The sequence below is a fragment of the Paenibacillus sabuli genome, assembly GCF_014705605.1.
In the GTDB taxonomy this organism is placed as follows: Bacteria; Bacillota; Bacilli; order Paenibacillales; family Paenibacillaceae; genus Paenibacillus_D; species Paenibacillus_D sabuli.
Window position 1 is genome coordinate 30,063 of the sequence record NZ_JACXIZ010000004.1, and the last position, 26,348, is coordinate 56,410.

The 26,348-nt window shown below is 62.5% G+C and carries 22 protein-coding genes and 1 riboswitch; of the genes, 19 read left to right on the forward strand and 3 right to left on the reverse strand.

Annotated features, from left to right (window positions below; translation table 11 throughout):
- Positions 1-87: 87 nt before the first annotated feature.
- The gene (locus IDH44_RS01135; RefSeq protein ID WP_190913895.1) at positions 88-1,461 is read right to left on the reverse strand and encodes a dipeptidase; all 1,374 of its coding nucleotides are present in this window, start codon (positions 1,459-1,461) and stop codon (positions 88-90) included.
- A gap of 282 nt (positions 1,462-1,743) precedes the next feature.
- Here IDH44_RS01135 and IDH44_RS01140 point away from each other — a divergent pair, with 282 nt between their 5' ends.
- Positions 1,744-4,122 (forward strand): serine hydrolase, encoded by a 2,379-nt coding sequence (locus IDH44_RS01140; RefSeq protein WP_317890084.1) that lies wholly within the window; start codon positions 1,744-1,746, stop codon positions 4,120-4,122.
- Positions 4,123-4,322: 200 nt separating this feature from the next.
- Positions 4,323-4,471, forward strand: a riboswitch (cyclic di-AMP (ydaO/yuaA leader).
- A gap of 273 nt (positions 4,472-4,744) precedes the next feature.
- Entirely contained in the window at positions 4,745-5,821 is a 1,077-nt protein-coding gene (locus IDH44_RS01145) for a hypothetical protein (protein ID WP_190913896.1), read from the forward strand.
- 519 nt (positions 5,822-6,340) lie between these two features.
- Here the strand turns inward: IDH44_RS01145 and IDH44_RS01150 are convergent.
- Positions 6,341-7,744 carry an MDR family MFS transporter gene (locus tag IDH44_RS01150; RefSeq protein ID WP_190913898.1) on the reverse strand — a complete coding sequence of 468 codons (1,404 nt, stop codon included), beginning with the start codon at positions 7,742-7,744 and terminating at the stop codon, positions 6,341-6,343.
- 148 nt (positions 7,745-7,892) lie between these two features.
- On the opposite strand from IDH44_RS01150, the gene IDH44_RS01155 reads away from it, so the two are divergent.
- The 14 genes from IDH44_RS01155 to IDH44_RS01220 all read left to right on the forward strand — a co-directional run bounded on the left by IDH44_RS01155 (position 7,893) and on the right by IDH44_RS01220 (position 20,824).
- The gene (locus IDH44_RS01155) at positions 7,893-9,329 is read left to right on the forward strand and encodes an NAD-dependent succinate-semialdehyde dehydrogenase (protein WP_190913899.1); all 1,437 of its coding nucleotides are present in this window, start codon (positions 7,893-7,895) and stop codon (positions 9,327-9,329) included.
- Between the two features lie 110 nt (positions 9,330-9,439).
- Complete coding sequence (locus IDH44_RS01160; RefSeq protein ID WP_190913901.1) at positions 9,440-10,060, forward strand: TetR/AcrR family transcriptional regulator; 621 nt, start codon at positions 9,440-9,442, stop codon at positions 10,058-10,060.
- Positions 10,061-10,399: 339 nt separating this feature from the next.
- On the forward strand, positions 10,400-10,768 hold the full coding sequence (locus IDH44_RS01165) for a DsrE family protein (RefSeq protein WP_190913902.1): 369 nt from the start codon (positions 10,400-10,402) through the stop codon (positions 10,766-10,768).
- 10 nt (positions 10,769-10,778) lie between these two features.
- Entirely contained in the window at positions 10,779-11,531 is a 753-nt protein-coding gene (locus tag IDH44_RS01170) for an isochorismatase family protein (RefSeq protein WP_190913904.1), read from the forward strand.
- On the forward strand, positions 11,528-12,343 hold the full coding sequence (locus tag IDH44_RS01175) for a DUF3891 family protein (RefSeq protein WP_190913905.1): 816 nt from the start codon (positions 11,528-11,530) through the stop codon (positions 12,341-12,343). Before IDH44_RS01170 ends, IDH44_RS01175 begins: the two co-directional genes overlap by 4 nt.
- A 27-nt stretch (positions 12,344-12,370) precedes the next feature.
- Positions 12,371-12,583: a hypothetical protein gene (locus IDH44_RS01180; RefSeq protein ID WP_190913907.1), complete on the forward strand. Its 213-nt coding sequence runs from the start codon at positions 12,371-12,373 to the stop codon at positions 12,581-12,583.
- A 75-nt stretch (positions 12,584-12,658) separates the two neighbouring features.
- On the forward strand, positions 12,659-13,738 hold the full coding sequence (locus IDH44_RS01185) for a zinc-dependent alcohol dehydrogenase (protein ID WP_190913908.1): 1,080 nt from the start codon (positions 12,659-12,661) through the stop codon (positions 13,736-13,738).
- 12 nt (positions 13,739-13,750) lie between these two features.
- A complete protein-coding gene (locus IDH44_RS01190) occupies positions 13,751-14,917 on the forward strand; it encodes an aromatic ring-hydroxylating oxygenase subunit alpha (RefSeq protein WP_190913910.1) in 1,167 nt (388 codons plus the stop codon).
- Between the two features lie 102 nt (positions 14,918-15,019).
- Entirely contained in the window at positions 15,020-15,493 is a 474-nt protein-coding gene (locus IDH44_RS01195) for an aromatic-ring-hydroxylating dioxygenase subunit beta (RefSeq protein ID WP_190913912.1), read from the forward strand.
- A 27-nt stretch (positions 15,494-15,520) separates the two neighbouring features.
- Positions 15,521-16,627 (forward strand): TRAP transporter substrate-binding protein, encoded by a 1,107-nt coding sequence (locus tag IDH44_RS01200; protein ID WP_190913914.1) that lies wholly within the window; start codon positions 15,521-15,523, stop codon positions 16,625-16,627.
- Between the two features lie 36 nt (positions 16,628-16,663).
- A complete protein-coding gene (locus IDH44_RS01205; RefSeq protein WP_190913916.1) occupies positions 16,664-17,125 on the forward strand; it encodes a TRAP transporter small permease in 462 nt (153 codons plus the stop codon).
- A 41-nt stretch (positions 17,126-17,166) separates the two neighbouring features.
- On the forward strand, positions 17,167-18,438 hold the full coding sequence (locus IDH44_RS01210) for a TRAP transporter large permease (RefSeq protein ID WP_190913917.1): 1,272 nt from the start codon (positions 17,167-17,169) through the stop codon (positions 18,436-18,438).
- Positions 18,439-18,461: 23 nt separating this feature from the next.
- Positions 18,462-19,577 (forward strand): AbrB family transcriptional regulator, encoded by a 1,116-nt coding sequence (locus IDH44_RS01215; RefSeq protein WP_190913919.1) that lies wholly within the window; start codon positions 18,462-18,464, stop codon positions 19,575-19,577.
- A 533-nt stretch (positions 19,578-20,110) separates the two neighbouring features.
- Positions 20,111-20,824: a PIG-L deacetylase family protein gene (locus IDH44_RS01220; protein ID WP_190913921.1), complete on the forward strand. Its 714-nt coding sequence runs from the start codon at positions 20,111-20,113 to the stop codon at positions 20,822-20,824.
- A 93-nt stretch (positions 20,825-20,917) separates the two neighbouring features.
- On the opposite strand, the gene IDH44_RS01225 is transcribed toward IDH44_RS01220, so the two are convergent.
- Positions 20,918-21,811 carry an AraC family transcriptional regulator gene (locus IDH44_RS01225; RefSeq protein ID WP_190913923.1) on the reverse strand — a complete coding sequence of 298 codons (894 nt, stop codon included), beginning with the start codon at positions 21,809-21,811 and terminating at the stop codon, positions 20,918-20,920.
- Between the two features lie 194 nt (positions 21,812-22,005).
- Between IDH44_RS01225 and IDH44_RS01230 the strand changes: the two genes are divergently transcribed.
- The 3 genes from IDH44_RS01230 to IDH44_RS01240 are packed head-to-tail and all read left to right on the forward strand — an operon-like array spanning position 22,006 to position 26,204.
- Positions 22,006-23,280 (forward strand): response regulator, encoded by a 1,275-nt coding sequence (locus tag IDH44_RS01230; RefSeq protein ID WP_190913924.1) that lies wholly within the window; start codon positions 22,006-22,008, stop codon positions 23,278-23,280.
- Positions 23,281-23,294: 14 nt separating this feature from the next.
- Positions 23,295-24,353 (forward strand): alpha/beta hydrolase family protein, encoded by a 1,059-nt coding sequence (locus tag IDH44_RS01235; protein WP_190913926.1) that lies wholly within the window; start codon positions 23,295-23,297, stop codon positions 24,351-24,353.
- A gap of 51 nt (positions 24,354-24,404) precedes the next feature.
- Positions 24,405-26,204 carry a sensor histidine kinase gene (locus IDH44_RS01240; RefSeq protein ID WP_190913928.1) on the forward strand — a complete coding sequence of 600 codons (1,800 nt, stop codon included), beginning with the start codon at positions 24,405-24,407 and terminating at the stop codon, positions 26,202-26,204.
- The last annotated feature ends 144 nt before the right edge of the window (positions 26,205-26,348 follow it).

The window sequence follows — 26,348 nt, forward strand, 5'->3', positions numbered from 1 at the left end:
TCCTTTGCGTACCTTTACGCAATTGGCGGGTTATTGGTTTCACACCGGGCTCAGGGACTGGCGGACCTGCAGCGTCGCCGCCACGGGTCACGCGGGCGATTGGGAGCCGAGCAGCTCCAGGTAGCGTACGATCGTCTGCAGCCCCTTGTCGTAATTGTCCAGGTGAAAATGCTCGTCGGGCGCGTGCAGATTCTCCGTCGGCAGCCCGAAGCCCATCAGCACGACGGGCGCTCGCAGCTCCTGCGCAAATGCGGCGACGATCGGAATCGAGCCCCCGTCCTTGGTGAAAATCGCGCGCGTCCCATAGGCGGCCTCGTAGGCGTCGGCGGCGAGCTGCAGCACCGGGTGGCCCGGGTCGATGGAGAAGGCGGGCGCCTGTTCGCCGGGCGCAATCGCGAGCTCGGCTCCGGGCCCGGCATGCGCGCGCAGGTGACGGGCGACGCGCTCCAGCACCTGCGCCGGATCCTGCTGCCCGACGAGGCGGCAGGTGATCTTGGCGTGCGCTTCCTTCGGAATGACCGTCTTGGTCCCCTCGCCCTGGAAGCCGCCCCACACGCCATTGAGCTCGAGCGTCGGCCGGGCGCCGGTGCGCTCCACGAACGTATAGCCCGCTTCGCCGACGAGCGCTTGCAGGCCGAGCTCGCCCTGCAGCATGGTCTCGTCGACGTCCTGCTTGGCCAGCTCGGCGCGCAGGTCCGCCGTCAGCTCCGGGACGCCCTCGTAGAAGCCGTCGACGGCAATGCGGCCCTGTTCGTCGCGCAGCGTGGCGAGCAGGGCGACGAGCGCGTGCAGCGCATTGGGCACGCCGCCGCCGTACAGGCCCGAGTGCAGATCGGTAGCGGCGGTGCGCAGCGTGAGCTCGAGCGAGCAGAGGCCGCGCAGTCCGGTGCAGATCGACGGCCGGCCGGGCTCGAGCAGCGACGAGTCGGAGATGAGGATGGCGTCGCAGGCGAGCCGCTCCCGCTCCTGCGCCAGGTACGGCGGCAGATTGGGGCTGGCGACCTCTTCCTCGCCTTCGATGCAGAATTTCAGGTTGACCGGCAGCTCGCCCGCCGCGAGCAGCGCCTCGGCCGCCTTGATGTGCAGGAACAATTGGCCCTTGTCGTCGGTTGCGCCGCGGGCGTACAGCTTGCCGCCCCGCACCTGCGGCTCGAACGGCGGCGTCGTCCACAGGTGCAGCGGATCGACCGGCTGCACGTCGTAATGGCCGTACACGAGCACGGTCGGCTTGCCCGGCGCATGCAGATGGTCGGCGTAGACGATCGGATGACCGGCCGTCTGGCGCACCTCCACATGCTCCAGACCGGCGCGCTCCAGCGCCTCCGCCAGCCACTCGGCGGCGCGGGCGGTGTCCGCCTTGTGCGCGCTGAGCGCGGAGACGCTCGGGATCGACAGCCATTCGCTCAGCTCCTGCAGATGGCGCTCGCGGTGATGGTTCAGATAGGTATGGGGACTTGTCAAGGTGAAGCCTCCTTTGCTTATTTTTTGAAGCCTTTCGCCGAGCCGGTGCGTAGTACTGGAATGTCCGGCAATCGAGAATCGGTGGATGTGGCCTAATTGTACCGAATCGCGCGCCAAATTCAAAGCCGCCGGCCGCGCCGTGCGGCCGGGGGCGAGCCAGCGGGGATGAACGGAAGCATGGCTGCGATTCACACGCGTTCGCGATTCACACCCGTTCGGAACGGGTAAGGATCACTGTTTTCGGCGCTTGTCGGACGAAAAAATGAATGACGGGAGAATGGAGTGAGATTGACATTGCCGAATGAAATGCATGAAAAACCGCGCCGGCGCGTAAGGCCCCTGCTGGCAGGGGTATTGACGCTCTCGCTGACGGTCGCGGGCGCGCCGCTCGCGATGGCCCAGGATGTGCCGGATGAGGCGCCGCTGTCGGAGTCGACCCAGGCGTCGGTGGCGCAGGCAGCGCCGGGGCTCGCGGAGGCCCGGGAGCTTACGGCAGAATCCGCGAAAGCTTTTCTGGATGAGTTTTTCGCCGATCCGACGACGGATCCGTATTATACCGGAGCTTCGGTCGCCATCATCAAGGACGGCGAGGTGCTCGCCGAATCGGGATACGGCCTGGCCGACGCGGAGCAAGAGGCCGCGGTGGACCCGCAGGAGACGCTCTTTCGGGTGGCGTCCGTATCCAAGACCTTCACGGCTGTGGCGATCATGCAGCTCGTCGAGCAGGGACTCATCGAGCTGGGCGGGGATATCCGCGATTACCTGCCGGAGCTGGAGTTCGACAATACGACCGGCATGCCGGTGACGGTGGCGGACCTGCTGCTGCATCTGTCCGGCCTCGAGGTGCGGGATCCGAAGCCAACCGATCTGCATCCCGATCTGGATCGGGTCGTCGAGATCGAGGATGTGGTCATGTCGCGGATGCCCGATGTCGTGCGCGAGCCGGGTTCGGCCTACATGTACGACAATTTCGGCTACCAAATGCTCGGTCTGATCGTGCAGGAGGTCAGCGGAGAGCGGTTCGAGGATTACGTTCAGACGCATATTTTCGAGCCGCTGGGCATGGACAGCAGCACCTTCGTGCTGACCGACCAAGCGCTGGAGCAGCTCGCGACCGGCTACGATCCGGCGGGCAATCCGCTCGAGCCCTATGCCGTCACGCCGACGGTCATGCCCGAGGGCGGCATGCTGTCCACGGCCGGGGATATGACCCGGTTCATGCTGGCCTTCCTGGGCGAGGGCGAGCTGGACGGGCAGCGCGTGCTGAGCGAGGCTTCGGTGCGCGAGATGGAGCAATACCGTGCGTATGTGCACGAGCTGCTGCCGGATACGACCTACGGCTTCGAAGCGCCGATGCAGCTTCCCGGCGCGGGCAGCAGCGATGCGATCGTGACCAAGGCGGGCGACCTGATCGGCTTCAGCTCGTATCTCGTGCTGCTGCCGGAGGAGGAGACGGGCTTCTTCCTGACGTACAATCAACAGGGCGTGCTGCGGAATTTGTTTTACCCGGCCTTTATGGCGGCGTTTTTTCCGGAATACGCCGCGCCGGCGGCGCTTGACGACTTCACGCCGCAGGCTGCCGGGGAGCTGGACAAGTTCACGGGCTACTACGCGGACCTGCGCCTGCGTCCCTTCGTGACGCAGCTGACGCCAGGCGAAGGCGACGGGACACTGACGATTGCCGACGCGTTCCTCGGCGCGCGCCAGCTGCAGCAGGTGGACGACAATCTGTTCGTAGACGAGCTGACCGGCCAGTTCACCGGCTTCCGCCTCGACGAGATGGGCGAGCCGACGTATATGAAGGAGCCGTATCTCAACCCGCTCGGCTACGCGGTCAAGGGCGAGGCCGCCGCGGGCTTCGCGGATGTGTCGGCTGACGATCCGTATGCCGCATTCATTCACGCGCTGCAGTCGCTCGGCTATTATCCGAATGACAACGAGGCCATGTTCGGCCCTGAGGTCGCGGTGAGCCGTGCCGAGTACGTGCAGCGTCTGCTGGCGGTCAGCATGGTGCAGCCGAGCGCCTCGAGCGAGCTGGCCTTCGCGGACCTGGAGGGCCATCCGCTGGCAGGCTATGTGCAGGCGGCGTATGAGCTGGGCATGGTTCAGGGCAGCGGGGACGCGCGCTTCGAGCCGGATCGTCCGGTGCAGCGCCAGGAGGCGGCCGTCATGGTATGGCGCCTGCTGCAGGCGCAGTACCCGAATGAGTTGTTCGCGGATGTGGCGCTCGCCGGAGAGACCGCCGCTTGGGCGGAGCCGGCGGTGCGCATGATGGTCGCGCTCGGTCTGTACGGGCCGGAGGTCGAGCTGGACGGCCAGGGGGCGGCGGACTATAGGAGCCGCGTCGCGATGAATCGCGAGCAGCTCGCCGCCTTGCTGTATCGCATCCTGACCCAGCCGACCGATCAGATTGTAGCGGCGCAGCAGAGCGCGCAGCAGGCAGCGCCTGAGGCGGATCCGGGCGAAGCCGCGCCCGGTGAGGATGCGCCCGGCGAGGCCGCAACGAGCCAGGACGCGCCTCGCGAGGCGCAAGAGCCGGCTACAGACGGTGCGCCTGCGGAGGAACAGTTGCAGACGCCCGCCGAAGCGAGCCCTGCCGCGCCCGCATCAGCGGGGCAAGGGCCAGACGAGCAGGCGCCTGACGCCCAAGACGCTGCGTAGGGACGGTCCGCAGCGCCAGGGCTCCTTTCGAGGATGGAGTTCCTGCCGCCGATGGCGTGTCTCCGGTTTTTCCGGCACCGGCGGCCTGCTCTTCTGGAGGGTAGCAGGATTGTAACACGATTTGAGCAGGGAGCACGAGGTGTTATCGGGAAGCGCTTTTCTCAAAATTTTTGTTGACGTTCGTCGGTGATTGACATATTATTAATGTAGCGCTTAATTTCCGGACTTCTGTCTTGTTCCGGAAAGCGGGGGACCCAATGTAGTGGGGCGAATCGATCGTATGCCGATCGTAGGGAACCATCTTTCCCGAGTCCGTCAGCTAACCTCGTCAGCGGAAGATGGGTCATAGCGATTGTGCGATTGTTCACATCGGACCCTTCGGGGTCTTTTTTTCGTCTACGCCAGAGGACTAGGCGATCTGTCCGGCTCGCGAAAAAGTAAAGCTATTGCGCCTGTGGCGCCAAGTCGACTGAGACAACTAGAGGCCCCCAATGAGAGGGCCCCAATGGCGATAGAAATTGGCGATGGAAAGTAACACTTTTTGCTCGTGTGCGGCGATACGTATGCGACGATGCGCATGCGACGAAGCATAAGCGACAATAGGAGGGCGAGGTGACGACAGATGCTGCAATCGAGACCGCGGATGCCGGGCAAGCGCGGACGCGCCAAACCGGTCAAGCCGCTGCCGCCGAGCATGTCCCCGGGGAATGCGAATGCCGGCGGGGTCGGAGAGGATGTCCCGCGCGCCTGGGATGTCCTGCGGGCGCCGCCCAGCGCGGAGCAGGAGCCGAGCGCGGCCCGGCATTATGGCAATACCGCGCTGCTCACGCTGCCCGCCGGCGAGCCCGGCCGAGAGGGCCTCGGACCCGAGGCCAAGGCCTGGGCCGCCCGGCTGGAGCCTGGCCTGGCTTACATTGCCGCGCACCCGGAGATCCGCAGCGTTCGCCTGCTTGGCGCGGATGCGCTGGCACTGCCGGCACCGTTGCTGCGCCACGTGCTGGGCCGATTGCGCCGCCTCGGCCACGTACGGGCCGTTCGCCTGCATTCCGAGATGCCTGCCTCCCGGCCGCGCACGCTCTGCTGTGATGCAGGCCGTCTCGGCGCGATCCGTGCTTGCGCAGCGCCCGGCTTCCGCATCTTCGTACTGGCGCAGCTCGCGCATCCGGATCAGCTGACGACCGATGCGATCCGTTCCATTGCAGCCCTGCAGCGCTCAGGGGCGGCGGTCGCCTCGCTCATCCCGCTGCTGCCCGGTGTCAACGACGACGCGGCGCTGCTGGAGCGGCTGATGCTGGAGGGCATGGAGCACAATGTTGTGCCCTATGGCCTCTACCTGCGCCATCCGAACCTGGAGAAGGTGGCAGCAGCCCTGCCGCTGCATGCGGTGTATCGGCTGGCGGAAGAGGCGCGGGCGCGCATGATTGGCCCCGGCAAGCAGATTCGCTTGCTGCTGGGGGGCAAGGAAGGAGAGATTGAATTGCTGGCAATTGCTGACGGACACGCTTATCTGAATTACATGGCGCCATTGCCCGGCACCGAGACGCGCTTCGCGATCCGGCGCTGTCCGGAGGGGGCGTTCTGGTTCGAGGATCTGCCCGAGTCTCCATCCGGAGACAAGGAAGAGCGGCAGCCAGCTCAGGACCTGCCGCTGGATACCGATTGGCCGACCCGCGGCCCGGTGCGCATCATCGGCGACTGACGCCGTGTCTGCGCGCGGCCGCTGACGGCTGCCCCTTACTATCTTCGTAAATTGCGCGCGGCCACCAAGGCTGCCCATTACTATCTTCGTAAGTTGCATGCGGCCCTCAACGGCTGCCCTTCGTTAGTATCCATTACAGAATAACCTGGTGCGATTGAAACCGTCCTTATCCCTTCACCATCGGCCAACGAACCTAACGGTTGCCACAGCGGCTATTTCGCCCAAAAAAGCGCCGATTGAATTGTAACGGTTGCCACAGGTCTTATTTTCTTGAAATCCATCGAAAAAACGCGATTGAGGCCAAATAAGCGCTGTGGCAACCGCTAGCCTGGAAATCGCCTGAAATCAATCGAAATAAGCGCGCTGGCAACCGTTAGCTGAGGTGAGTCCCTTTGCCTGCGTGATGGATTACGTGATGGATGAGCTGTCTTTGGTTATTTCGTGAAGCATCCTTAGTGTAGTTAGTGTAGTTAGTGTAGTTAGTGTTGTAAGTTGCAAATGTCGTGTCGTTGCCTTCGCTCACGTATGCTCCGCAGCCGCTCTGGGCTTGCGGATGAACCAGGCCAGCGCGAAGCCTAGCACGGCGATCCACGCCGCTACGCCAAACGCGACGTTCACCCCATGTATACTCCCGGATATTCCTGCTCCGGCTGCCGATCCGGCCCGGCTCATGACTGTAATGAGCAGCGCGGTGCCGATCGAGCCGGCAACCTGCCGCATTGTGTTGTTCATGGCTGTGCCGTGAGGCAGCAGCTCCCGACTCAACTGATTCAGCCCGGCCGTGGTAAGCGGCATCAGCACCATCGACACGCCGAGCATACGAACCGCATAGAGCGCGGCGATTACCGTAAGCGACGTATGCTCGTCCAGCATCATGAACGGGAACGTCCCGCCGCTGAGCAAGGCGAGCCCGACCACCGCCAGCCCTTTGCCTCCGACCTTGTCGAAGATCCGTCCGGTAATAGGCGACATGATCCCCATGACGATCGCGCCCGGCAGCAGCAAGAGCCCCGACTCCAGCGCGCTGAAGCCGCGCATATCTTGGACATACAGCGGCAGCAGCAGCTGCGCGCCGATCATGGACGTGAAGACGATCATGCCGATGCCGGTCGTGAGCCGGAAGGTCGGATTTTTGAAGACGCGGAATTCGAGCATCGGGTGCGACATGCGCAGCTGACGCCGGATGAACAGCACGAGCGTGACGGCCCCGACTGCCAGCGAGCCCCAGACCTCGACGTGCGTCCAGCTGAGATGACCGGCGCTGCTGAAGCCATACAGCAGTCCGCCGAAGCCGAGCGAGGAGAGCAGGATCGACGGCACGTCGACCTTCGGATTCGAGAGCTTGGTCACGTTGCTCATATACCGCGCAGCCAGGACGATGTCGATCAGCGCGATCGGAATGACGACATAGAATAGCAGCCGCCATGAATGGCTGTCCACGATCCACCCGGAGAGCGAGGGCCCGATCGCCGGCGCGAACGAGATGACCAGCCCGACCATGCCCATGGCCGTGCCGCGCCGTTCGGGCGGGAAGATCAGGAACATCGTCGTCTGCATCAGCGGCATCATGATGCCGGCGGCTGTCGCTTGGACGATCCTGCCGACCATGAGCAGACCGAAGGTGTGGGAGACGGCTGCGATCAGCGAGCCGATGGCAAAGAGCGTCATCGCGGTCAGGAAGAGCCGGCGCGTCGTGAATTTTTCGATCAAAAAGGCGGTGATCGGAATCATAATGCCGTTCATCAGCATGAAGACGGTGGTCAGCCATTGCCCCTGGGAGGGACCGATGCCCAGATCCGCCATAATCGGCGGGAGTGCCGTCGCCAGCAGCGTCTGATTGAGGATGGCGATGAAGGCCCCGATCAAGAGCACGGCGACGATCCACCGTTTCTGCGTGGAGCTAATTGCTACGTTCTCGGCCATATGGTTCCAGATCCCTTCGCATAGGTTGTCCCTTTATATTAACGCAACTGCGGTCGAATACAAACGCGTCTGTGAGGCGATTCACAAAACCGCTGGATGCGTTAATATAGAGTCAGGGTCAAACTGCAAGGAAAGGTGGATGATGGCGATGCACACATGGCGCAATCTATATAATGGCGAGTGGAAGGACGCGCTGTCCGGCGACACGTCGAAGGTGATTAATCCGGCAACCGGCGAGCAGGTCGCAGTCGCGGCCTACGGCGGCGCGGAGGATGCCAAGGCGGCGGCCGAAGCTGCGGCGGCGGCCTTCCCGAAGTGGGCTGCGACGCCGGCCAAGGAGCGGGCGGCGCTGCTGCACCGGCTCGCCGACCTGCTCGAGCGGGACAAGGACGAGCTGGCCCGCCTGATTACGCGGGAGATGGGCAAGCCGCTGAAGGAAGCGACGGGCGAGGTGGCGATCTCGGCCGATTATTTGCGCTGGAATGCGGAGGAGGCGGTGCGCGTATACGGCAAGCTGATCCCGTCGCCGTCGCCGGACAAGCGACTGTTGACGCTGCACCAGCCGGTGGGGCCGGTGGCGGCGATCACGCCGTGGAACTTCCCGCTGTCGATGGGCGCGCGCAAGCTCGCGCCGGCGCTCGCGGCAGGCTGCACGGTCGTACACAAGCCGGCGGGCAAGACGCCCGGCGCGGCGGTGCGCTTCGTGGAGCTGGCCGGGGAGGCGGGCTTCTCCGAAGGGGTCGTCAATCTCGTCATGGGCCGCTCGAGCGAGATCGGCGAAGCGCTGCTCACGCATCCGGCGATCCGCAAGGTCGCCTTCACCGGCTCGACGGCCGTCGGCAAAAAGCTGATGGAACTGGCAGCCGGGCAAGTGAAAAAGATCTCGATGGAGCTGGGTGGACATGCGCCGTTCCTCGTGTTCGACGATGCCGATCTGGACGCCGCGGCCCTCGGCGCGATCGGCAGCAAATTCCGCAATGCCGGCCAGACGTGCATCTGCGCCAACCGCATCTACGTCCAGGCTTCGATCCGAGATGCCTTCCTGGAGCGATTCGAAAAGGCGGCGCGCGAACTGATCGTCGGCGACGGGATGAAGGACGGCACCACGGTAGGGCCGCTTATCGACGAGGATGCGCTGGCGAAGGTGGACGAGCAGGTCAAGGATGCGGTGGACAAGGGCGCGACCGTCGTGCTCGGCGGCAAGCGGAGCGAATCGCATCCGGAGGGCTGCTTCTACGAGCCGACGATCCTCGCGGGCGTGAACGAGCGCATGACGATTACGCACGAGGAGACGTTCGGACCGGTGGCGCCGGTGTATACGTTCGAGACGGAAGAAGAGGCGCTGTGCAAAGCCAACGACACCGAATACGGCCTCGCCGCCTACTATTACACCCGCGATCTCGGTCGGGCGGTGCGGGTCTACGAGGGCTTGCAGTATGGCATCATCGGCTGCAATGATGCGGTGCCGACGACCGTCGAAGGTCCGTTCGGAGGCTGGAAGGAGAGCGGCATCGGCCGCGAAGGCGGACCGGGCAGCTTGAGCGACTTTTTGGAGACCAAGTTCGTGTCGATGCGGCTGGGGTAATTTGCTCATACTTGTTCGAAAGCGCTTGACAGCAAAATTGGGAAATTCTATACTGTATGTTATTCGACTATATCATTTCCATGGATCAGGAAGAGGCAAGGAGGGAAAGTATGAATCATGTCCAGGACCTTGCCGAGCGGAAAAAAATGGGAACCCGAGACCGAATGCTGCATGCGGCCATTGATCTGATCTCGGCCAAAGGCTATAAAAACGTAACCATCGAAGAAATTGCAAAGGAAGCGGACGTCAGTGCGATGACGGTGTTTCGTCACTTCGGCAATAAGATGAATATGCTGGAGGAAGCGGTCGACCGGTTCTACTATCCGATTCCGGTGCAAAAAATTTTCGAGGAGCGTATGACGTATGAGCTCAGGAGCGATTTGCGTCTGATTTGCGAAATTTATTATGAACTGATGCGTCAGAATGTAAAGCTTGTCCACATTGCCTACAAGGAAGGCCAAGCGATTCCCGGACTATTGGAATGGGTGAGCAGGCATCCCCGGCAGCTGAAGGAGCTGATGATGGAATACATTCAGCGCATGCAGGAGTTGGGGAAGGTCAAGGCCATTAATACCTTCAAGGTGGAGAGCCACGCCCTGATGTTTATTGCCCTGCACTACGGCTCGATTTTGGCAAGAACCTTTGTCGAAGGCAATCGGGTTTCCTTTTTGACCGATCAGGAGATCATTGACGAAAGCGTCGAACTTTTTTATAACGCGTTAACCGTATGAACGAGCTGCGAGGGCCGATGCCCTTTCTCGAAAAGCCGGACCTGAAAAGGTCCGGTTTTTCGTTTTATAATTTGATGAATATATGAAAAGTTGACGAGCAGTCCAACCGATCGGCGCATTAAATATGTTGTATATACGTTAGGTAATATTACATAATAATAAAAAGTGTTTGACAATTGCTTGGTGAATTGTTTAAAATGGCTTCAAATGATAGTGAAAACTAACATTGGAGCGGTGAATGATGTAAAGATGTGCTTGAACGTGTTGAATAACGGATAAGCTCTCTTTTTTTGATGAATATGTTAGCCTTTAATAACATTTTGAGAACGGAGATGTGACATGAGGCTATTCATTCACTCGACGCATGGCCCCGAGGCTCCGAGCCAGGCCGACCGCGCGCTGCTCATCGCCGAGACGGCGCTGAGGGAAGGCCACGAGGTAGCGATGTTCCTGGCCGGAGACGCTGTGCGGATGTGGAAGGAGCCGGTGTGGTCGAGCAAGCTCGGCCTCGGACCGGATGCGGTGCCGGTAGCGGATCGTGCCGCGCGCATCGCACAGCTGGGCGGGCGGATCGTGCTCTCCCGGTTGTCGTGCGAGACGCGCGGAATCGAGCCGGATGCACAGACCAACGGGCAATGGCAGCTCGGCGAGCCGCTGGATCTGGTACGGATGACGGAAGCTTGTGACAAGATGATTACCTACGGATGAGGGGTGCGGCATGGGACAGGGATGGGAGAGCTACATTGACGCGGCGGATCGTACGATCTATGCCCGCTCGGGACTTGGCGGCCAGACGGGATTCGGCGCCCGGGCGGCGCTGCTGATCATCGACGTGCAGTACGGCTTCACCGGAGAGCCGGACGGACAGGAGGCCAGCGCAGGCGAGCAGCCGAATCCGAAGATTGCCGTAGACGCAGGCGGCATCGACCACCCGATTCAGTGCGGGCAGGAGAGCTGGCAGGCTGTGCGCGAGATCGGCAGGCTGCTGGCGAGCTGCCGACAGCTCGGGCTTCCTGTGATGTACACGTACATGGAAGGCGAGGCTCCGGGCATGAATCGCAATGTCGGCGTCAAGGGCGCGCTCTACGATCATCCTACGCTGCAGCGCGGCGCGCGGGGCACGCAGATCGTGGAGCCGCTCGCGCCGCTTCCAGGGGAACGGCTGCTGTCGAAGAAAAAGCCGAGCGCATTTTTTGGCACCCCGCTCATCGCCTATCTGACCGAGACCGGGGTCGACACCGTCGTCGTCGTTGGCTGCACGACGAGCGGCTGCGTGAGGGCGACCGTGGTGGACGCCTTCTCGCACAATCTGCGTGTCATCGTCCCGGAGGAGGCGGTCTTCGACCGCGGCAAGGCGTCGCATGCGGTCAATCTGTTCGACATGCAGCAGAAGTACGCCGAAGTGCTGCCGGTAGCGGATGTGCTGGAGACGCTCGATCGAATGCTGACGACAAGGGAGGGACAGGCATGATTATCTCGGCGCAAGAAGGCGGGCTCGCACTGGTGCGGCAAGATGATCACATGGGCCAGTGCGGCGAGCTGGCCGATCGCTGGGGCGGCAGCTTCGAGGCTCCGCCGCAGGCCGGGGAGGTGCGGCTGGCGGTCGCGCACCACGACTGGGGATGGACGCCGGTGGACGATGCGCTGCCCTATCACGAGGCGACCGGGCGGCCGCGCAATTTTCACGAGTTCGACCTGGAGGAGCATGCGCGCTTCTACGAGCAAGGATACCGCAAGGTGCTCGAGCGCAGCCGCTATGCCGGTCTGCTGGTCGGGATGCACTGGATCGGACTGTACCGGAGCCGCTACGGCTACGATCCGACGCTGACGTTGCCGGTGCCGGAGCGGCTGCGGGCGAGCATGGATGCGCGTATACTGCGGCTGGAGCACGAGCTGCTCGAGTTGCGTCTGGCATGCTGGGACAGCTCGCAGTCCAGAGGCGCGTTCGAGGCCGGACTGTGGATGGGCTACGAATGGCTGCAAGTGCTGGACCGGATGTCGCTGTACATGTCGCTCGGCCATCCCGGGCGGGCAGCGGTGGAGACGGCCGTCGGTACGATCCGTCCGGCACTCGCGGCGCCGGCGGTGGAGATTCGGGTCGCGGCTCCCGGAGACGGCAGGCTGCTGGTCGATCCGTTCCCATTCGCAGAGCCCTTCGTCAGCACGGTGCGGCGCAGACACATCCCCGACCTCGACTACGCCGGGCCAGCGCAGCTGGAGGCCGCGCTGGCGGAGGCACAGCCTGAGCCGCTCGAATGGATGATTGCGCCGAAGCGGCGATAGCGCCAGAGAAAGGCCGGTGAAGCGAAGGTGGACCATGCAATTGTACTGCGCAGCGAATTCGGATATGTGCGGGTGGAGAGGGATACGGCGGGCGGCGGAGACCGGCTCAAGATCACCGATCTGCGTACCGGAAAATCAAGCTCCCTCGATCCGCTCGAGCTGGAATGCCTGGCCTGGAGCCGGCACGAGGACCTGCGTGATCTGCTCGACCCGTCGCTGACGAGATGGCGGCCGGAATGAACGACGGCTAGAAGAACGCCGGATTACAAAGCGCGAATCGCGTCATATCTTTGCACTCGAGAGGAGCATGCCAACATGCAGCAATATTCTACTGCGGCCGTCCTGACCGCGAAGGAAAAAGTCGAGATCATGAAATTCCCGATTCCGGAGATCGGCGAGCGCGAGGGCTTGATGAAGATCGAATCCTGCGGCGTATGCGGCTTCGACAGCGAAGCCTACCGCTACGGCGGCAACGGCATGTATCAGCTGCCGAACGTGCTCGGTCACGAGATCATCGGCCGGGTCGAGGCGCTCGGCGACGAGGCGGCTCGCATCTGGGGGCTGAAGCCGGGCGACCGGATCGCGGTCGAGGAGTATATCCCGTGCCGCCAATGCGACAACTGCCTGACCGGCAACTACCGGCAGTGCTTCGAGACGCGCTACGGCGCGATGTCGATCCACGATCCGCGCACCGCGCTGTACGGCGGCTTCTCCGAATACATGTACCTGCACCCGCACTCGATCATTCACAAGATCGATTCGGAGGCCTCGGCGGAGCTGCTGCAGCTGTTCATCCCGATCTCCAACGGCATCGACTGGGTGCATGTCGGCCGCGTGCAGGTCGGCGACACGGTCGTGATTCAGGGGCCGGGGCCGATGGGACTGGCCTCGGTCGTGGCGGCCAAGGAGGCCGGCGCGGGCAACATCATCATCACCGGCCTGTCCAAGGACGAGCGGCGCCTGGAGATCGCGCGGGAGCTGGGTGCGGACCACACCTTCTATGCCGACACGCAGGATCTCGTCAAGGAGATCAAGGAGGTCACGAATGGCAAGCTGGCCAACGCGGTCATCAACGCCTCGACCTCGCCGCAGCAGCTGGCGACCGCCGTCGAGCTCGCGGGCGAGCGCGCCACGGTCGTCCACTCCGGCTCGGACCATCGTCCGACGCAGGACATGATCGCGACCAATATTACGTATAAGCTGCTGACGATCAAGGGCGTGCTCGGTCGGCCCAAAAAAGCGGTCGGCGCGGCGCTGAAACTGATCGAATCGGGCAAGTATCCGCTGGATAAGATGATCTCGCACGCCTTCTCTGTCGACGAGGCGGCGCGCGCCATGGATATTCACGCCTTCGGCAAGGATGGCTGCATCCATGTCGCAATTGTCAACGAATAGGAGGTGCTGACGATGGAGGCGGCAAGAGCGGACGGGCTGTTCGACGGCGAGGCCGTCAACGGCCGGATGTATACCGACGAGGCGGTGTTCGAGGAAGAGATGGAGCGGATCTTCAATCGCACGTGGGTCTATGTGGCGCACGAGAGCGAGCTGGAGAGCCCCGGCGATTACAAGACGACCCGTCTCGGGCTACAGTCAGTCATCGTTGCCCGCGGCGCGGACGACGGCGTCATTCGGGTGATGCTCAACCGGTGCCGCCACCGGGCTGCCAGTGTGTGCCAGACGCCGTGCGGGAGCGCGAATTTCTTCCGCTGCGCCTATCACGGCTGGACGTACAACAACAAGGGCGAGCTGATCGGCATGCCCTTCCAGGACGGCTATGGCCCGGATCTGGACAAGCGCGAGCTCGGTCTGGCGCAGGCGCCGCGCGTAGCGGCTTACCGCGGCTTCGTATTCGCCAGCATGAACGAGGCGGCGCCACCGCTGGAGGAGCATCTGCGGCATGTGCTGCCGTACCTGGATCAGACCGCCGATTCGGCGCCGGGCGGCATCGCGCTCCGGGCAGGCGCGCAGCGCTACGCCTACCCGAACAATTGGAAGCTGCAGCTGGAGAATACGATCGATCCGTATCATGCGAGCATTACGCACCAGAGCTTCTTCGACATGCTGGGCAAAAAAATGGGCAAGCGCATCAACTTCAAAAAGCAGTACGAGGTCGAGCGGGTGAACGATCTGGGCGGTGGCAGCTCGATCTACCATATGGACGCGGACTTCGGCATCGGCGAGCTGCCGTTCATTCTCCTTGTCTTCCCCAATCTGGGCATCCTCGGCTCGCAGATTCGCGTCATCGAGCCGGTGTCGGCAGGGGCGACGAAGGTAACGCTGTACCCGATGCTGGGCAAGGCGAGCAGCGACGCGGACAACGCAGCCCGTCTGCGCAAGCACGAGATCTTCTACGGTCCGGCCGGACAAGGCACCGCCGACGATCTGGAGGTGGCGTTCGATCGCGTGGCGGAAGGCCTCGCCGGAGCAGGGGACGGGGCGCGGCTGACGATGCGGCGCGGCTTGCATCGCGAGCAGCCGGATGCGAACGGGCTGGCCTGCTCGCATCCGAGCGATGAGGTGCCGTTCCGCTCTTTGTATCGGGAGTGGCGGCGGTTGATGACAGCAGGGGGATAGTCGGCAGAGCCGACGCGCGCCCGCTATAGCGCGGGCAGGACGGTATAACGGGGGGACAACCGAAGGAAGGGGAGGGCCATCACGACGACTACAACTGCAACGATGTCGGCGGAGCGATTCCTGTATTACGAAGCCGAGCTGCTCGATCGCGGCGACTGGGCGGCCTGGCTCGAGCTCTTCACGCCGGACGCGATCTACTGGATGCCTTGCGGCGACGGTCGGGAGGACCCCGAGCTGCGTGTCAACATCATCTATGACGATTATGAGCGATTGCGCGACCGGGTATCGCGGCTGCTGGGCTCGATGGCCTATGCGCAAATGCCCGCCTCCAAGACCATCCATCTCATCACCAACCTGGTGATCGAGGAGGAGATCGAGGGGGAGGGGGCGGTGACGAGAGCGGCCTCGAATTTCCTCGTGACGGAGCTGCGTCGCGAACAGACGACGCTATATGCCGGACGCTGCGAGCACGTGCTCGTGCCCGTGCCCGGCGAGGAAGGGTGGCGCATTCGCGCCAAAAAAATCATGCTGCTGTCGGGCGAGGCGTACTTGGGCAATTTGAGCTTCATGATGTAAACAGGAACGAAATGGAGGATGGGGTTCATGAAACAGGTCAAAGGACTATTGCTGGTGCTGGGTCTGATGTTCGTATTGGCGGCTTGCGGTTCTTCTGAGGGCGAGGGTTCCTCCAATGGCGGACAGGGAGGAGTCTCCGACATGAATGGCGGGAACAGCGCGAATGCGGGAAATGCCGCCGATAACGGACCAGACACAGCCAATGCCGCGCCAACCGGCGAGACGGTCACGGTCAAATTCGGCGAGCCGCTGGCGGAGGATCATCCGCTGACCCAGGGCTCCTACCGCTTCAAGGAGCTGGTGGAGGCGAAATCGGGCGGCGAAATCGTGATCGAGATCTACCCGAATTCGCAGCTGGGCTCCCTGCGGGAGCTGGTCGAATCGACCCAGATGGGCGCCATCCAGATGACGCGCAGCATCGACTCGGTCTACAGCGGCTTCGTGCCCGAGCTGGAGGTGCTCCAATATCCGTATGTCATGCCGACGAGCGAGGATGAGATCCAGGCGCTGCTGGGAGGCGAGGTCGGGGATGCCGTGCTGGCTTCCTTTGAAAATTATAGCCTCAAAGCGCTCGGCTTCTGGCCGCAAGGCTATAAAATGCTGACCTCCAATAAGCCGCTGCTGACGCCGGAGGATATGCGCGGGGTGAAAATGCGGGTCGTGCCGTCCAACATCCTGGTCAAGCAATATGAAGCCTGGGGGGCGACGCCGGTGGCGATCGACTTCGCCGAGCTGTATACCGCGCTCCAGCAAGGAACGGCCGATGCGCAGGAGAATCCGGTCGATTCCATCTATTCGACCAAAATGTACGAGGTGCAGGAGCATCTGTCGATGCTGAATCATGCGTATCAGCTCAATATCATTACGGTGAACAAAGCGTGGTTCGACGGTCTCTCCGCAGAGCATCAGGCGATCATCCAGGAGGCGCACGACGAGGTGACGGCGGATTACCGCGAGCAATACGAGCAGCAAAAGGCCGATCTGCTGGCGCAGTTGGAGGAAGAGGGCATGGAGCTCCACACGCTGAGCGAGGAGCAGATCGACGCATTCCGCGAACTGTCCTTGCCGCTTCACGATGCGTTGGTGCAGAGCGGCGAGCAGCAGGCGCTGCTTGATCTGATTCGGGCGCAGTAACCGGGCAGCGCCGAAGCAGGGAAGGGGGAGCGTCCTGTGAAGCTATTGCGTTATACCGAGGAAGGCATACTGGCGGCGGCGATGCTGACCGCAACGCTGCTGGTCTGCGTCAATGTCGCGCTGCGGGCTGCCGGCGGCGGCATCACCTGGTCGGAAGAGGCGGTTCGCTATCTCTTCATTCTGATTACGTTCCTGGGCGTGGGCATCGGCATCCGCGAAGGCGCGCATTTCAGCATTGACCTCATTCCGCAGGTACTGAAGGGGCGCTCCGCCCAGGCGCTGGCCACGTTCATCTGCCTGGTGGCGCTACTGTTCAGCGTGCTGCTCGCGTATTACGGCTGGCGTACGAGTCAGTTCAGCATGGAGACGGGGCAGCGGACGCCTTCGCTGCGTATCCCGATCTACGTGATCTACGGCATCATTCCGGTGTCCGGCATATTGATGGCACTGCGTTACGCGTATCGTCTGATTCGCATTTGGCGTCCGCAGGGACGGTGAAAGACTCGGCTGCCCTTCGCGGCAAGTAAGGGGGAGAAGACGTGATTGGCTTTTTGTTCGTGCTGTTGCTTGCGCTGCTGGTCATCGGCGTGCCGATCTTCGTGGCGCTCATTCTGTCGACGATGCTGGCGCTGCTTTTCTTCACTGATATCTCCCCGATGATGGCCGTGCAGCGGGCATTCGGCGGCATCGACAAGTTCGTGCTGATGTCGCTGCCGCTGTTCATCCTCAGCGCCAACGCGATGGATGCTGGCGGCTTGTCCGGTCGGATCATCGCCTGGGCCAAGGCGCTCGTCGGCCATCTCAGCGGCGGTCTGGCAATGGCGACCCAGACTGCGTCGATGATGTTCGGCGCGCTGTCGGGCTCGAGCCCGGCGACGGTCGTGGCGATCGGCCGGATCCTGTATCCCGAGCTGATCCGGCAGGGCTACTCGCGCAACTTCGCCAGCGGATTGATCATCCAGTCCGGCTCGGTGTCGCTGTTGATCCCGCCCAGCATTACGCTGATTCTATATGCGACGGCCACCAATACGTCGGTCGGGGATCTGTTCATGGCCGGATTGGGCGCGGGCGTCGTGTTCGGCTGCGGCGTGCTGCTCTACGTGTATCTGTATGCCCGAATGCAGAAGCTGCCGACCGCGCAGCGCGCCACTGCGCGCGAGCTCGGCCGCGCGACCCGCTCGGCGTGGTGGGCGCTGCTCGTGCCGGTGATCATCATCGGCGGCATATTTTCGGGTACGTTCACGCCGACCGAAGCGGCGGGCGTTGCGGCGCTGTATTCCATCCTGATCGGCATGTTCGTCTACAAGGAAATCTCGCTCAAGGGGCTGTACAAGCTCTGTCTGCGTTCGGCCGTCACTTCGGCGCAGGTGATGATCCTGATAGCCGGGGCCTCTTCGCTCAGCTGGATTCTCACGATCGGTCAAGTGCCGCAGACGCTGTCCGCCTTTCTTACGGACAATTTCTCGACTGCGCTCACCTTCCTGCTCTTCCTCAACCTGGTGCTGCTCGTCGTGGGCATGTTCCTGGACGCGTCGATCGCGCTGATCGTCGTGGCGCCGCTCGTGCTGCCGGCCGCGCTCAATCTTGGCATCGACCCGATTCACCTCGGCATCGTCATGGTGCTCAATCTCGCGATCGGCACCTTCACGCCGCCGTTCGGGCTCAATATCTTCGTCAGCAACAGTGTGACCGGACTTACGCTGCGCGAGCTGCTGCCCGGCCTGATGCGGTTCATCGCGGTCTCGCTGGTGATTCTCGTCCTGATCACCTATGTGCCGTCCATCTCGCTCTTCCTGCCCGGCCTCGGATGATGGGCAGGCAGGATGGACACCGTTTGCCCGACACCATCGGCAGGCTGGCGGCGACGGCGGGCATCGGCCTTTGCGGCGGCGCGCTCTTCCAGCTCCTGCATCTGCCGCTTGCCTGGATGCTGGGACCGGCGCTGGCGCTCATGGTGCTCAATGCCGTGCGGCCGGGTCTGGCGCTCTGGCCGCGCCTGTGCGGCGACTTTGGCATTCTCGTGATCGCGTATTCGCTCGGCCGCCGGATGGACGGCGAGACGGGCCGGCTCATGCTGGAGCAGCTGCCGTGGATGGTGCTGGCCGCGGTGTTCTGGTTCGTGCTCTGTCTGCTGGCCGGGCTCGCGATTGCACGGCGCGCGCAGGTCGATCGGACGAGCGCGCTGCTCGGCAGCGTACCGGGCGGGCTCGCGCAGATGGTCTACATGGCCGAACAGTTCAAGGGGGCCGACGTCGGTACGGTGGCGCTCATCCAGACGGCGCGGCTCATTGTGGTACTGTACGCCGTGCCGCTGCTGGCGGCGCATGCGCTGCTGGGGCATCGCGCGGTAGTCGACTCTGATGGCGCGGCGGGCGTGACAGCCGCCGCGTCAGGTGTCGCCAGTATTGCGGACGGCGCGGCTGGGAGCGCCGCATTCGGCTGGGGGACGTGGGCGCTGCTCGCGCTCGTGCCTGTCTCCTCCTGGCTGGCCCGCCGGCTCCGCCTGCCCGCCGGGGAGCTGCTCGGCCCGCTGCTGTTCGTCGGCGGATTGGCGATCGCGGGCTGGGGCTGGCCGCAGGCGCCCGAGCCGCTGGTCGGCGCCGGCCAGTGGCTGTTCGGCAGCTACCTGGGCAATCGGGTCCGGCTGCGGCTCTTGCTGGAGAACAAGCGGCTCGGCCCGCTGGCGGTGCTGACCTCGCTGCTGCTCATGGCTGTGACGGTGCTGCTCGCGTGGGGGCTTGCGCAGCTGACGCCGATCTCGATGCTCACCTGGTTCCTGTCGCTGGCGCCGGGCGGACTCGGCGAAGTCTCCGTCACTGCGCTGGCGCTGGATGCCGATCTGTCGCATGTGACGGCCTACCAGATGGCGCGTCTGCTGGTCGTGCTGCTGCTCGCCAAGGCGGTCGCCGCCCGGCTCGCGGCGCGCGAGCGGTCGGCGGATGGGGGATGACCGGCCCGAGACCTCTCTCGGCCAGCATCGGCTTCGTCTTGCCGATCGTCGGCACCGAATGGGCAATGCGATGCCGATCTTTCTCCACATGGGTAAACGTCCGGTCCATCCTCGCCATCTCTTCGTAGGTCACCTTCATTCGCACCTGCGGTGCGCACCCAGATGCTGCTCGTAAAACGCGACTGCCTCGGCGGCCTTCCCGTTCATCGACAAAAAAATCGCCGCTTCCAGGGTCTCGCTTGCTCCGCAATCGGCTGCTCTCCCCCGCACGACTCGATCGCATTCTGGCGAGCATCCTGAGCCAGAGCGCGTTGACCATTCAATCTACCAAGGCAAACGCGAGCGGAACCGAGACGGACCAAGGAGCACTATCCTACCCGATCCGCTCCAGCACAACACCTGCCAGCAGCAATCACATCTACCAATTGATAAACATAACGTTCGAATGGCTAAAGCAACGCCGCTCCGGCATCGCTACAATGAGGTTATCCGTGCATGGACAAATAAGAGAGCGACGAAAGGGGGAGCGCGCCATGATGAACGTATTGGCGGTTGGCTGCCATCCGGACGATCTGGAGATCGGCTGCGGCGGTACGCTCGCCAAGCTGGCAGCTGCAGGACATCGGGTCACGATGGCGCATGTGGCGAGCGGAGACAAGGGCCATCGCGTCATCGCGCCCGATGAGCTGCGGCGTATTCGCGGCGAGGAAGCGCAGATGGCGGGGCGGCTGATCGGCGCGGAGGTGATCAGCCTGGACGAGCCGGATCTGGGCGTCAAGCAGGACACGGATGCGCTGATTCGCAAGCTGACGGCGCTCATTCGCCGGGTCCGGCCGGCTTATATCATCACCCACCCGCCGGAGGATTACATGAAGGACCATATGGAGGTGTCCCGCGCCGTATTCGACGCCAGCTTTGCGGCGACCGTGCCGCACTACGAGACGGAGGGCGGATCGGCGGCGCAGGACGGCGTGGTGCCGATCTATTACATGGACACGCTCGCCGGCGTAGGCTCGCTGCCGACGGAGTACGTGGACATCACCGATTACATGGAGCTGAAGATTCAAATGAACGACTGTCACCAAAGTCAGATTAAATGGTTGCGCGAGCACGACGGCATCGACTTTCTCGATTTTGTCCGCACCGTATCCAAGTTCCGCGGTCTGCAGTGCGGCAAAGCGTATGCCGAAGGCTTCACGCAATGCCGCGCCTGGCCGCGGTTGACGACGGAGCGCTTGCTGCCGTAGAAGCAGAGCGTTACAGAAAGTGGCTGATCGCGGTATCGGTCGTATGCTGCATATCGCGTTTTGGAAGCCGCTCGACGCCGAGATTCATTAATTTCACAGCTTCGCCTTGACTGTATGCGCATATTCCGAGGGCGACATGCCGGTGACGGACTTGAATTGTCGGGAAAAGGCGTGGATGCTGCTGTAGCCCAGGTACCCGGCAATCTCCGTGTAGGTGTGCCGCTCCTCGCGGATCAGCTGCTTGGCCCGCTCGATCTTCAGAGCGCGATAGTGCTTCATGATGCTCTGGCCGGTCTCGGCCTTGAACAGCGTAAGCGCGTGCGTCTTGCTCAGGTTGACGCTGCGGTAGATCTGCTCGAGCTGCAGGTCCTCGTGCAGATGGCGCTCCATATAGGTGCGCATGCGCTGTACCAGATCGGCTTCGCTGCGCTTCCTGACCGTCCGCGACCGCCGCTGCTCGCGGCGGGCCAGCCCTTCCGCGTGCAGCAGCCGGAGCAGCAGCAGCTCGAGATGGATTTTGATGAGCTGGACCGCTCCGATCGGAGCATCTGCGCGCTCCACCAGCGTGTGATTGCGCGGATCGTCGTAGGGCGGCTCGTACGCCGCGAAGCCATTGCGGACGATCTCGGCCAGCAGCTCCCGGTGCGCGGGCGCGAGCGTCATGATCTTGTGCGCAAAAAAAGCCATCGCTGGCGAGCGGCAGACGAAGGACAAGATAATCACGTTCGGCGCGGTGATACGGTTGGCCCACACGCCGTGGAATTCGTTCGGCTGGTGAAAGATCATGTCGCCTTGCCTGAGCACATACCCCTCCGTATCGGCAAACACCGCAAGCTCACCCTTGTCGACGTACACAAACTCCCAAAAGTCGTGCTTCTCGCCTTCAAACGAAAAATCCTTGGAAAACTCAAAGTAGTGCAGCGACACGAGCTGATTCACGGCAATGGTTTCATGAAGCGGAGTACGGGGATAGCGTGGTTGGTTCATTGCGACGCCTCCAGCATGCCAATCGACTTGTTCGGTTTTAGTTTACCATAGACTTGGCGGTGCCCGCATGGCGCCAAAGGATGGCGTCAGCCGTTTCGTCTTGTGAAAACGATATCAAAATGGAAGATGGAAGAGGAATATGACGAACGCTGCCGAAAGAGTACGTTGCAACTCGGATAAAGGGGGGACGCGGCATGACGTATCGCCTGCTGCTTGTAGACGACGAGGAAGAGGTGCGCGAGGTGTTGCCCGAAATCGTGGACTGGTCCGGGCTCGGGTTCGAGGTAATCGGCACGCTGGAGGACGGGCAGGAGGCGATTGCGTATTTGCAAAAGTTCGAAGTCGACGTCATCTTGAGCGATATCAAGATGACCTTCCAATCGGGCCTGGACATCGCTGCGTACATCCATCGCCGGAAATTGCGGACCCGTGTCGTGCTGCTCAGCGGCTACCAGGAATTCGAGCTCGCCAAGGAAGCGATCCGCTACAATGTAAAGGACTACCTGCTGAAGCCGACCGATCTGGACGAGCTGTACAAGGTGTTCCGGACGATGAAGGAGGAGCTCGATCAGGCCGGGGAGGCCGCGCGGCGCAAGGAAGAGCGCAACCAGGACCGCGATCGCGGATATATCGCCTATCTGCTGTTCCATACGGAGATGGGGCCGGAGGAAGTGGTCCGGCAGATGCAGCGGCAGGGCTGGAGCGCGAGCGCGGGGCATGGGCCATGCCTCTTGCTGCACGCGGGCTTCTCCAAAAAAAGCGGCGCCCCGCTCTCGGAGCATGATCGCGCTAGCTGCAAGATGGCGTTGGAAAAAGCGCTCGGCACGCCCAATCCGGCCCGGCCCGTCTTCGTCGAACGGTCCGGTCCGGAGGCGTTCCAGGCGGTCGTGTTCTCCGCCGGCGGAGCCGATGGCGGCCCGGAGGAGTCGCGGCATACAGCCGAGACGGACGCCTGGCTGCGTGCGATCGAACCGGCGATGCGGCGGTTCGCCTCAATTGCCGGCATCCGCGCGGCAGTCGAGCAGCCGCAGCGATTCGACATGCTCGCGCCGCTGCTGGACGCCTGCCGCAAGCCGCATGCGGCGGCGCCGAACACCGGTGTGACGCCTCCCCCGCAAGCCGTGCCGAAAAAGAGCGACGGCAAATATGCCATTCGTCATGCCAAGGCGTATATTCACGATCACTACATGGACAATCTTTCGCTGGAGGTCGTGGCGGCCCAAATTTACCTGAATCCGGTCTATTTCGGCCATCTATTCAAGCAGGAAACGCAAAAAAACTTCTCCGACTACCTCCTGGAGGTGCGTCTGGGCCATGCCAAGGAACTGCTCCGGACTTCCGCTCTCAAAATCTACGAGGTCTGCGAGCGCGTCGGCTACAAGGATATCAAGCACTTCTACAAGCTGTTCAAGCGGCACGTCGGCGTCACGCCGAGCGAATATCGCGATGGGCAGCAGCCTATGGAATAAGGAGAGGGAAATCCATGTTCGAACAATACGAGGACAACATTCGTCTCAAAGCGCGTACCGAAATGGCGGAATTCGTCTCGCCCTACCAGGACTTCCGCAAGCATGCTTCATCGGTGACTCCGGGTATCCGGCTCGGGGTCAACGTGATCAAGCCGCAGCGGCCCGGTCCCGTCCTGATGCAGCTGCATGGCTGGCACATGAGCATGCCCGCGCCGGCGCGCAGGGACAGTCCGCTGCCCGGCAACGGCTACTTGATGGTCCAGGTGGATATGCGGGGACGGGCATTCTCGGACGGGCGGCCGGACTGCAACGGTCTGGAATTGATGGATCTCTACGACGCGGTGCAGTTCGTCCGAGCGGAATATGCGCAGTGGATCAGCGCCCCCGAGCTCGTCTATCTCGAAGGCGGCAGCGGCGGCGGAGGCAATGTGATGGCCGCCGTGGGCAAGTTCCCCGATCTGTTCGCGGCGGCGACCGCGTATTACGGTATGTCCGACTACGCGGCATGGTACGAGCAGGATCAGACGGGCGAATTCCGCGACGAGCTGGACGTATGGGTGGGCGGTCCCCCGGCCGAGGACACGGAGCGGTATCGCGCCAGGAGCGGCTGCGCGCTCGCACCAAATCTGCTGACGCCGCTCTATATGGCGCATGGCGAGCACGATATCCGGGTGCCGGTGTCGCATAGCCGTGCGTACATGGAGACGCTGCGCGCCTGCGGCAAGCAGCGGCTCGCCAAGCTAGACGTCTTGCACGGTGTAGGCGGCAAAGGGCATCAGGATGGGATGAGTGAGCAGCAGCGGACGATGATGCTGCAGGCCTCGGAGGACAATCGCCGGCGGCACGCGGCGCCGCCTGTCCTGCCGTCCAGCGGGCGACTGGCCGTCGGCGGCTATGTGGTGACGCAGCCGCTGCGCGTGCGGCTGGAGCATATGGGCCAGTTCGCCTGGCTGGACTACGATCTGGCGCAGTCGCGCTTCCGGATGACTGCGCGCGGACCGTATCGCTATACGATCACGCTGGCCGACGGGGCGACTGTCGCCGGAACCTGCACACCGGACCCGACCGTTTAGAAGCCAGGTCAGCGATTCTTCGGGATTCCACAAGCGAAATGGGGCAGCGCCGTGGCAAGATGGAGCGTATGGAACGATATTCGCACGTACAAGTTCAACAGTGTGCTGGTGCGCTATTTTGTCATGACGGTGCTGCTGCTAATGGTGCCGATCGGACTGGTGCAATTGGCGGTCTACAAGTACAACGACGAAATGCTGAAGGATGAAATCACGCGCTCAAATCTGACGGAGCTGGTTCGTGTGCTGGACGCCATCGACAACACCTTGCTCGGCCTGGCGAATGTCTCGTTTCAAATGGCGAGCTATTCCGATTATGCCTCGGTCATGGGCGAGGACTTCCGCTACCCGTTGTCTCCGGCGCTGATCGACAAGATTCACAGCATTCAGGCGTCAATGAATATGGTGCAGCTGACGAACGCAAATTTCAGCGCCATCTCGCTCTATGTCGAGAACAGCGATTTTGTCATTACCGGGGCGAGCGGAGGACAACGCGGCAAGTTTGACAATGCGTGGTGGATCGACGCCTACCGGAAGAAGCAAACGCAGGAACGCGCATGGATCGAATTTTTGCAGAGCGTATCGGGTACCGCTGGCGCGGCGCCCGATACGCTGGCGCATTTCCGGCAATTGCCGGTGTACAGCGCCGACCGGAGGGGCGTATTGTTCATCTCGATCGACATGTCCCGGCTGCAGGAGCTGCTGGGCGTGGACGACCGGACGCAGCAATTGTTCATTCTCGACGCCGATGGCCGGATCGTCTACGGCCCGGACAGCGGGCAGTTGAGTCGGCGCTTCGCCGATCTGTATCCGGAGGCGGCCGCCGATATCGGCGACGGCTCGCTGTCCAGGCTTGTCCGGCTCGGGGAGACTGATCTGGTGTTGTCGGCGGCGCCCTCCGCTTATCAAGACTGGCGGTACGTGTCCTTGGTGCCGCTGCAGCACTATTATCCCAAGCAGGTGAAATTCAAGCAGTTCATGACGTATCTTGTCCTCCTGGCCGTCGTCTCCAGCCTGCTGTTCGCCATGATCTTGTCGCTGCAGAGCTACCGGCCGATCAGCGGCATCCTCTCGATGCTGCATCCGGGCGACAAGGCGGAGTTGCGACGTCGTCCGGCCAAATTTAACGAAGTGAACGTCATATCCGCTGCGCTCGCCAACTCGAACGAAAAGCGAAAGGCGATGGAACTGGAGCTCCAGCGGCGCTACGAATTGCTGCAAAAATCGCAGTCGATTGCGCTGCAGGCGCAGATCAAGCCCCATTTCCTCTACAACACGCTGGAATCCATTAATTTGCGGGCGATGCGTCTGACGAAGGGGAAAAACGAGGTGTCCGAGATGATCCAGACGCTGTCGCGCTTGCTGCGTCTGAGCCTGATGACGGAGGATGATATGATTCCGCTGCGGACGGAGCTGGAGCATGCGCGGCTGTACGTGCAGATGCAGCAGATGCGCAGACAGGGCCGGCTGGAGGTGACGTGGCTCGTCAACGAGAGCATCCTGGATTGCGCGGTCATCAAGCTCACGCTCCAGCCAATCCTGGAGAACGCCATCGTGCACGGCATTCAGCCCTCGCGCAGACCCGGCGCGATCAGCGTGATCGGCTATGCGGAGCGGGAGTCCATTGTATTGAAAATCAAGGATAACGGCGTCGGCATGGCGCGGGCCGTCGCCGACCGTCTCAATCAGAGCTTTTTGCAATCGCCGATCAAAGAAAACGAGCACATCGGCCTGCGCAACGTCAATCAACGGATCAAGCTCGTATTCGGCAGCGCGTACGGACTGCGAATCGCCAGCAAGGAAGGCGAGGGAGCGCTGGTCGAGCTGCGTATTCCGAAGCGCCCCGGCCGTTGAAGCTGCGCGAGGTGGTGCACAGACAAGGTCGAAGCGCCACCTATTCCTTCCCCTACCAAACGCCGCGATGTAAACCTTCTCACAGCCCCCTAAAACATAGGGTGCGCCGGATTTTTCGCCTGCCTTGGCTTCTTTATAATAGAG

Coding starts and splice junctions, on each gene's coding strand:
- IDH44_RS01145 (WP_190913896.1), top strand. CDS start 4,745: ATGCTGCAATCGAGACCGCGGATGCCGGGCAAGCGCGGACGCGCCAAA.
- IDH44_RS01150 (WP_190913898.1), bottom strand. CDS start 7,744: ATGGCCGAGAACGTAGCAATTAGCTCCACGCAGAAACGGTGGATCGTC.
- IDH44_RS01155 (WP_190913899.1), top strand. CDS start 7,893: ATGCACACATGGCGCAATCTATATAATGGCGAGTGGAAGGACGCGCTG.
- IDH44_RS01160 (WP_190913901.1), top strand. CDS start 9,440: ATGAATCATGTCCAGGACCTTGCCGAGCGGAAAAAAATGGGAACCCGA.
- IDH44_RS01165 (WP_190913902.1), top strand. CDS start 10,400: ATGAGGCTATTCATTCACTCGACGCATGGCCCCGAGGCTCCGAGCCAG.
- IDH44_RS01170 (WP_190913904.1), top strand. CDS start 10,779: ATGGGACAGGGATGGGAGAGCTACATTGACGCGGCGGATCGTACGATC.
- IDH44_RS01175 (WP_190913905.1), top strand. CDS start 11,528: ATGATTATCTCGGCGCAAGAAGGCGGGCTCGCACTGGTGCGGCAAGAT.
- IDH44_RS01185 (WP_190913908.1), top strand. CDS start 12,659: ATGCAGCAATATTCTACTGCGGCCGTCCTGACCGCGAAGGAAAAAGTC.
- IDH44_RS01190 (WP_190913910.1), top strand. CDS start 13,751: ATGGAGGCGGCAAGAGCGGACGGGCTGTTCGACGGCGAGGCCGTCAAC.
- IDH44_RS01195 (WP_190913912.1), top strand. CDS start 15,020: ATGTCGGCGGAGCGATTCCTGTATTACGAAGCCGAGCTGCTCGATCGC.
- IDH44_RS01200 (WP_190913914.1), top strand. CDS start 15,521: ATGAAACAGGTCAAAGGACTATTGCTGGTGCTGGGTCTGATGTTCGTA.
- IDH44_RS01220 (WP_190913921.1), top strand. CDS start 20,111: ATGATGAACGTATTGGCGGTTGGCTGCCATCCGGACGATCTGGAGATC.
- IDH44_RS01225 (WP_190913923.1), bottom strand. CDS start 21,811: ATGAACCAACCACGCTATCCCCGTACTCCGCTTCATGAAACCATTGCC.
- IDH44_RS01230 (WP_190913924.1), top strand. CDS start 22,006: ATGACGTATCGCCTGCTGCTTGTAGACGACGAGGAAGAGGTGCGCGAG.
- IDH44_RS01235 (WP_190913926.1), top strand. CDS start 23,295: ATGTTCGAACAATACGAGGACAACATTCGTCTCAAAGCGCGTACCGAA.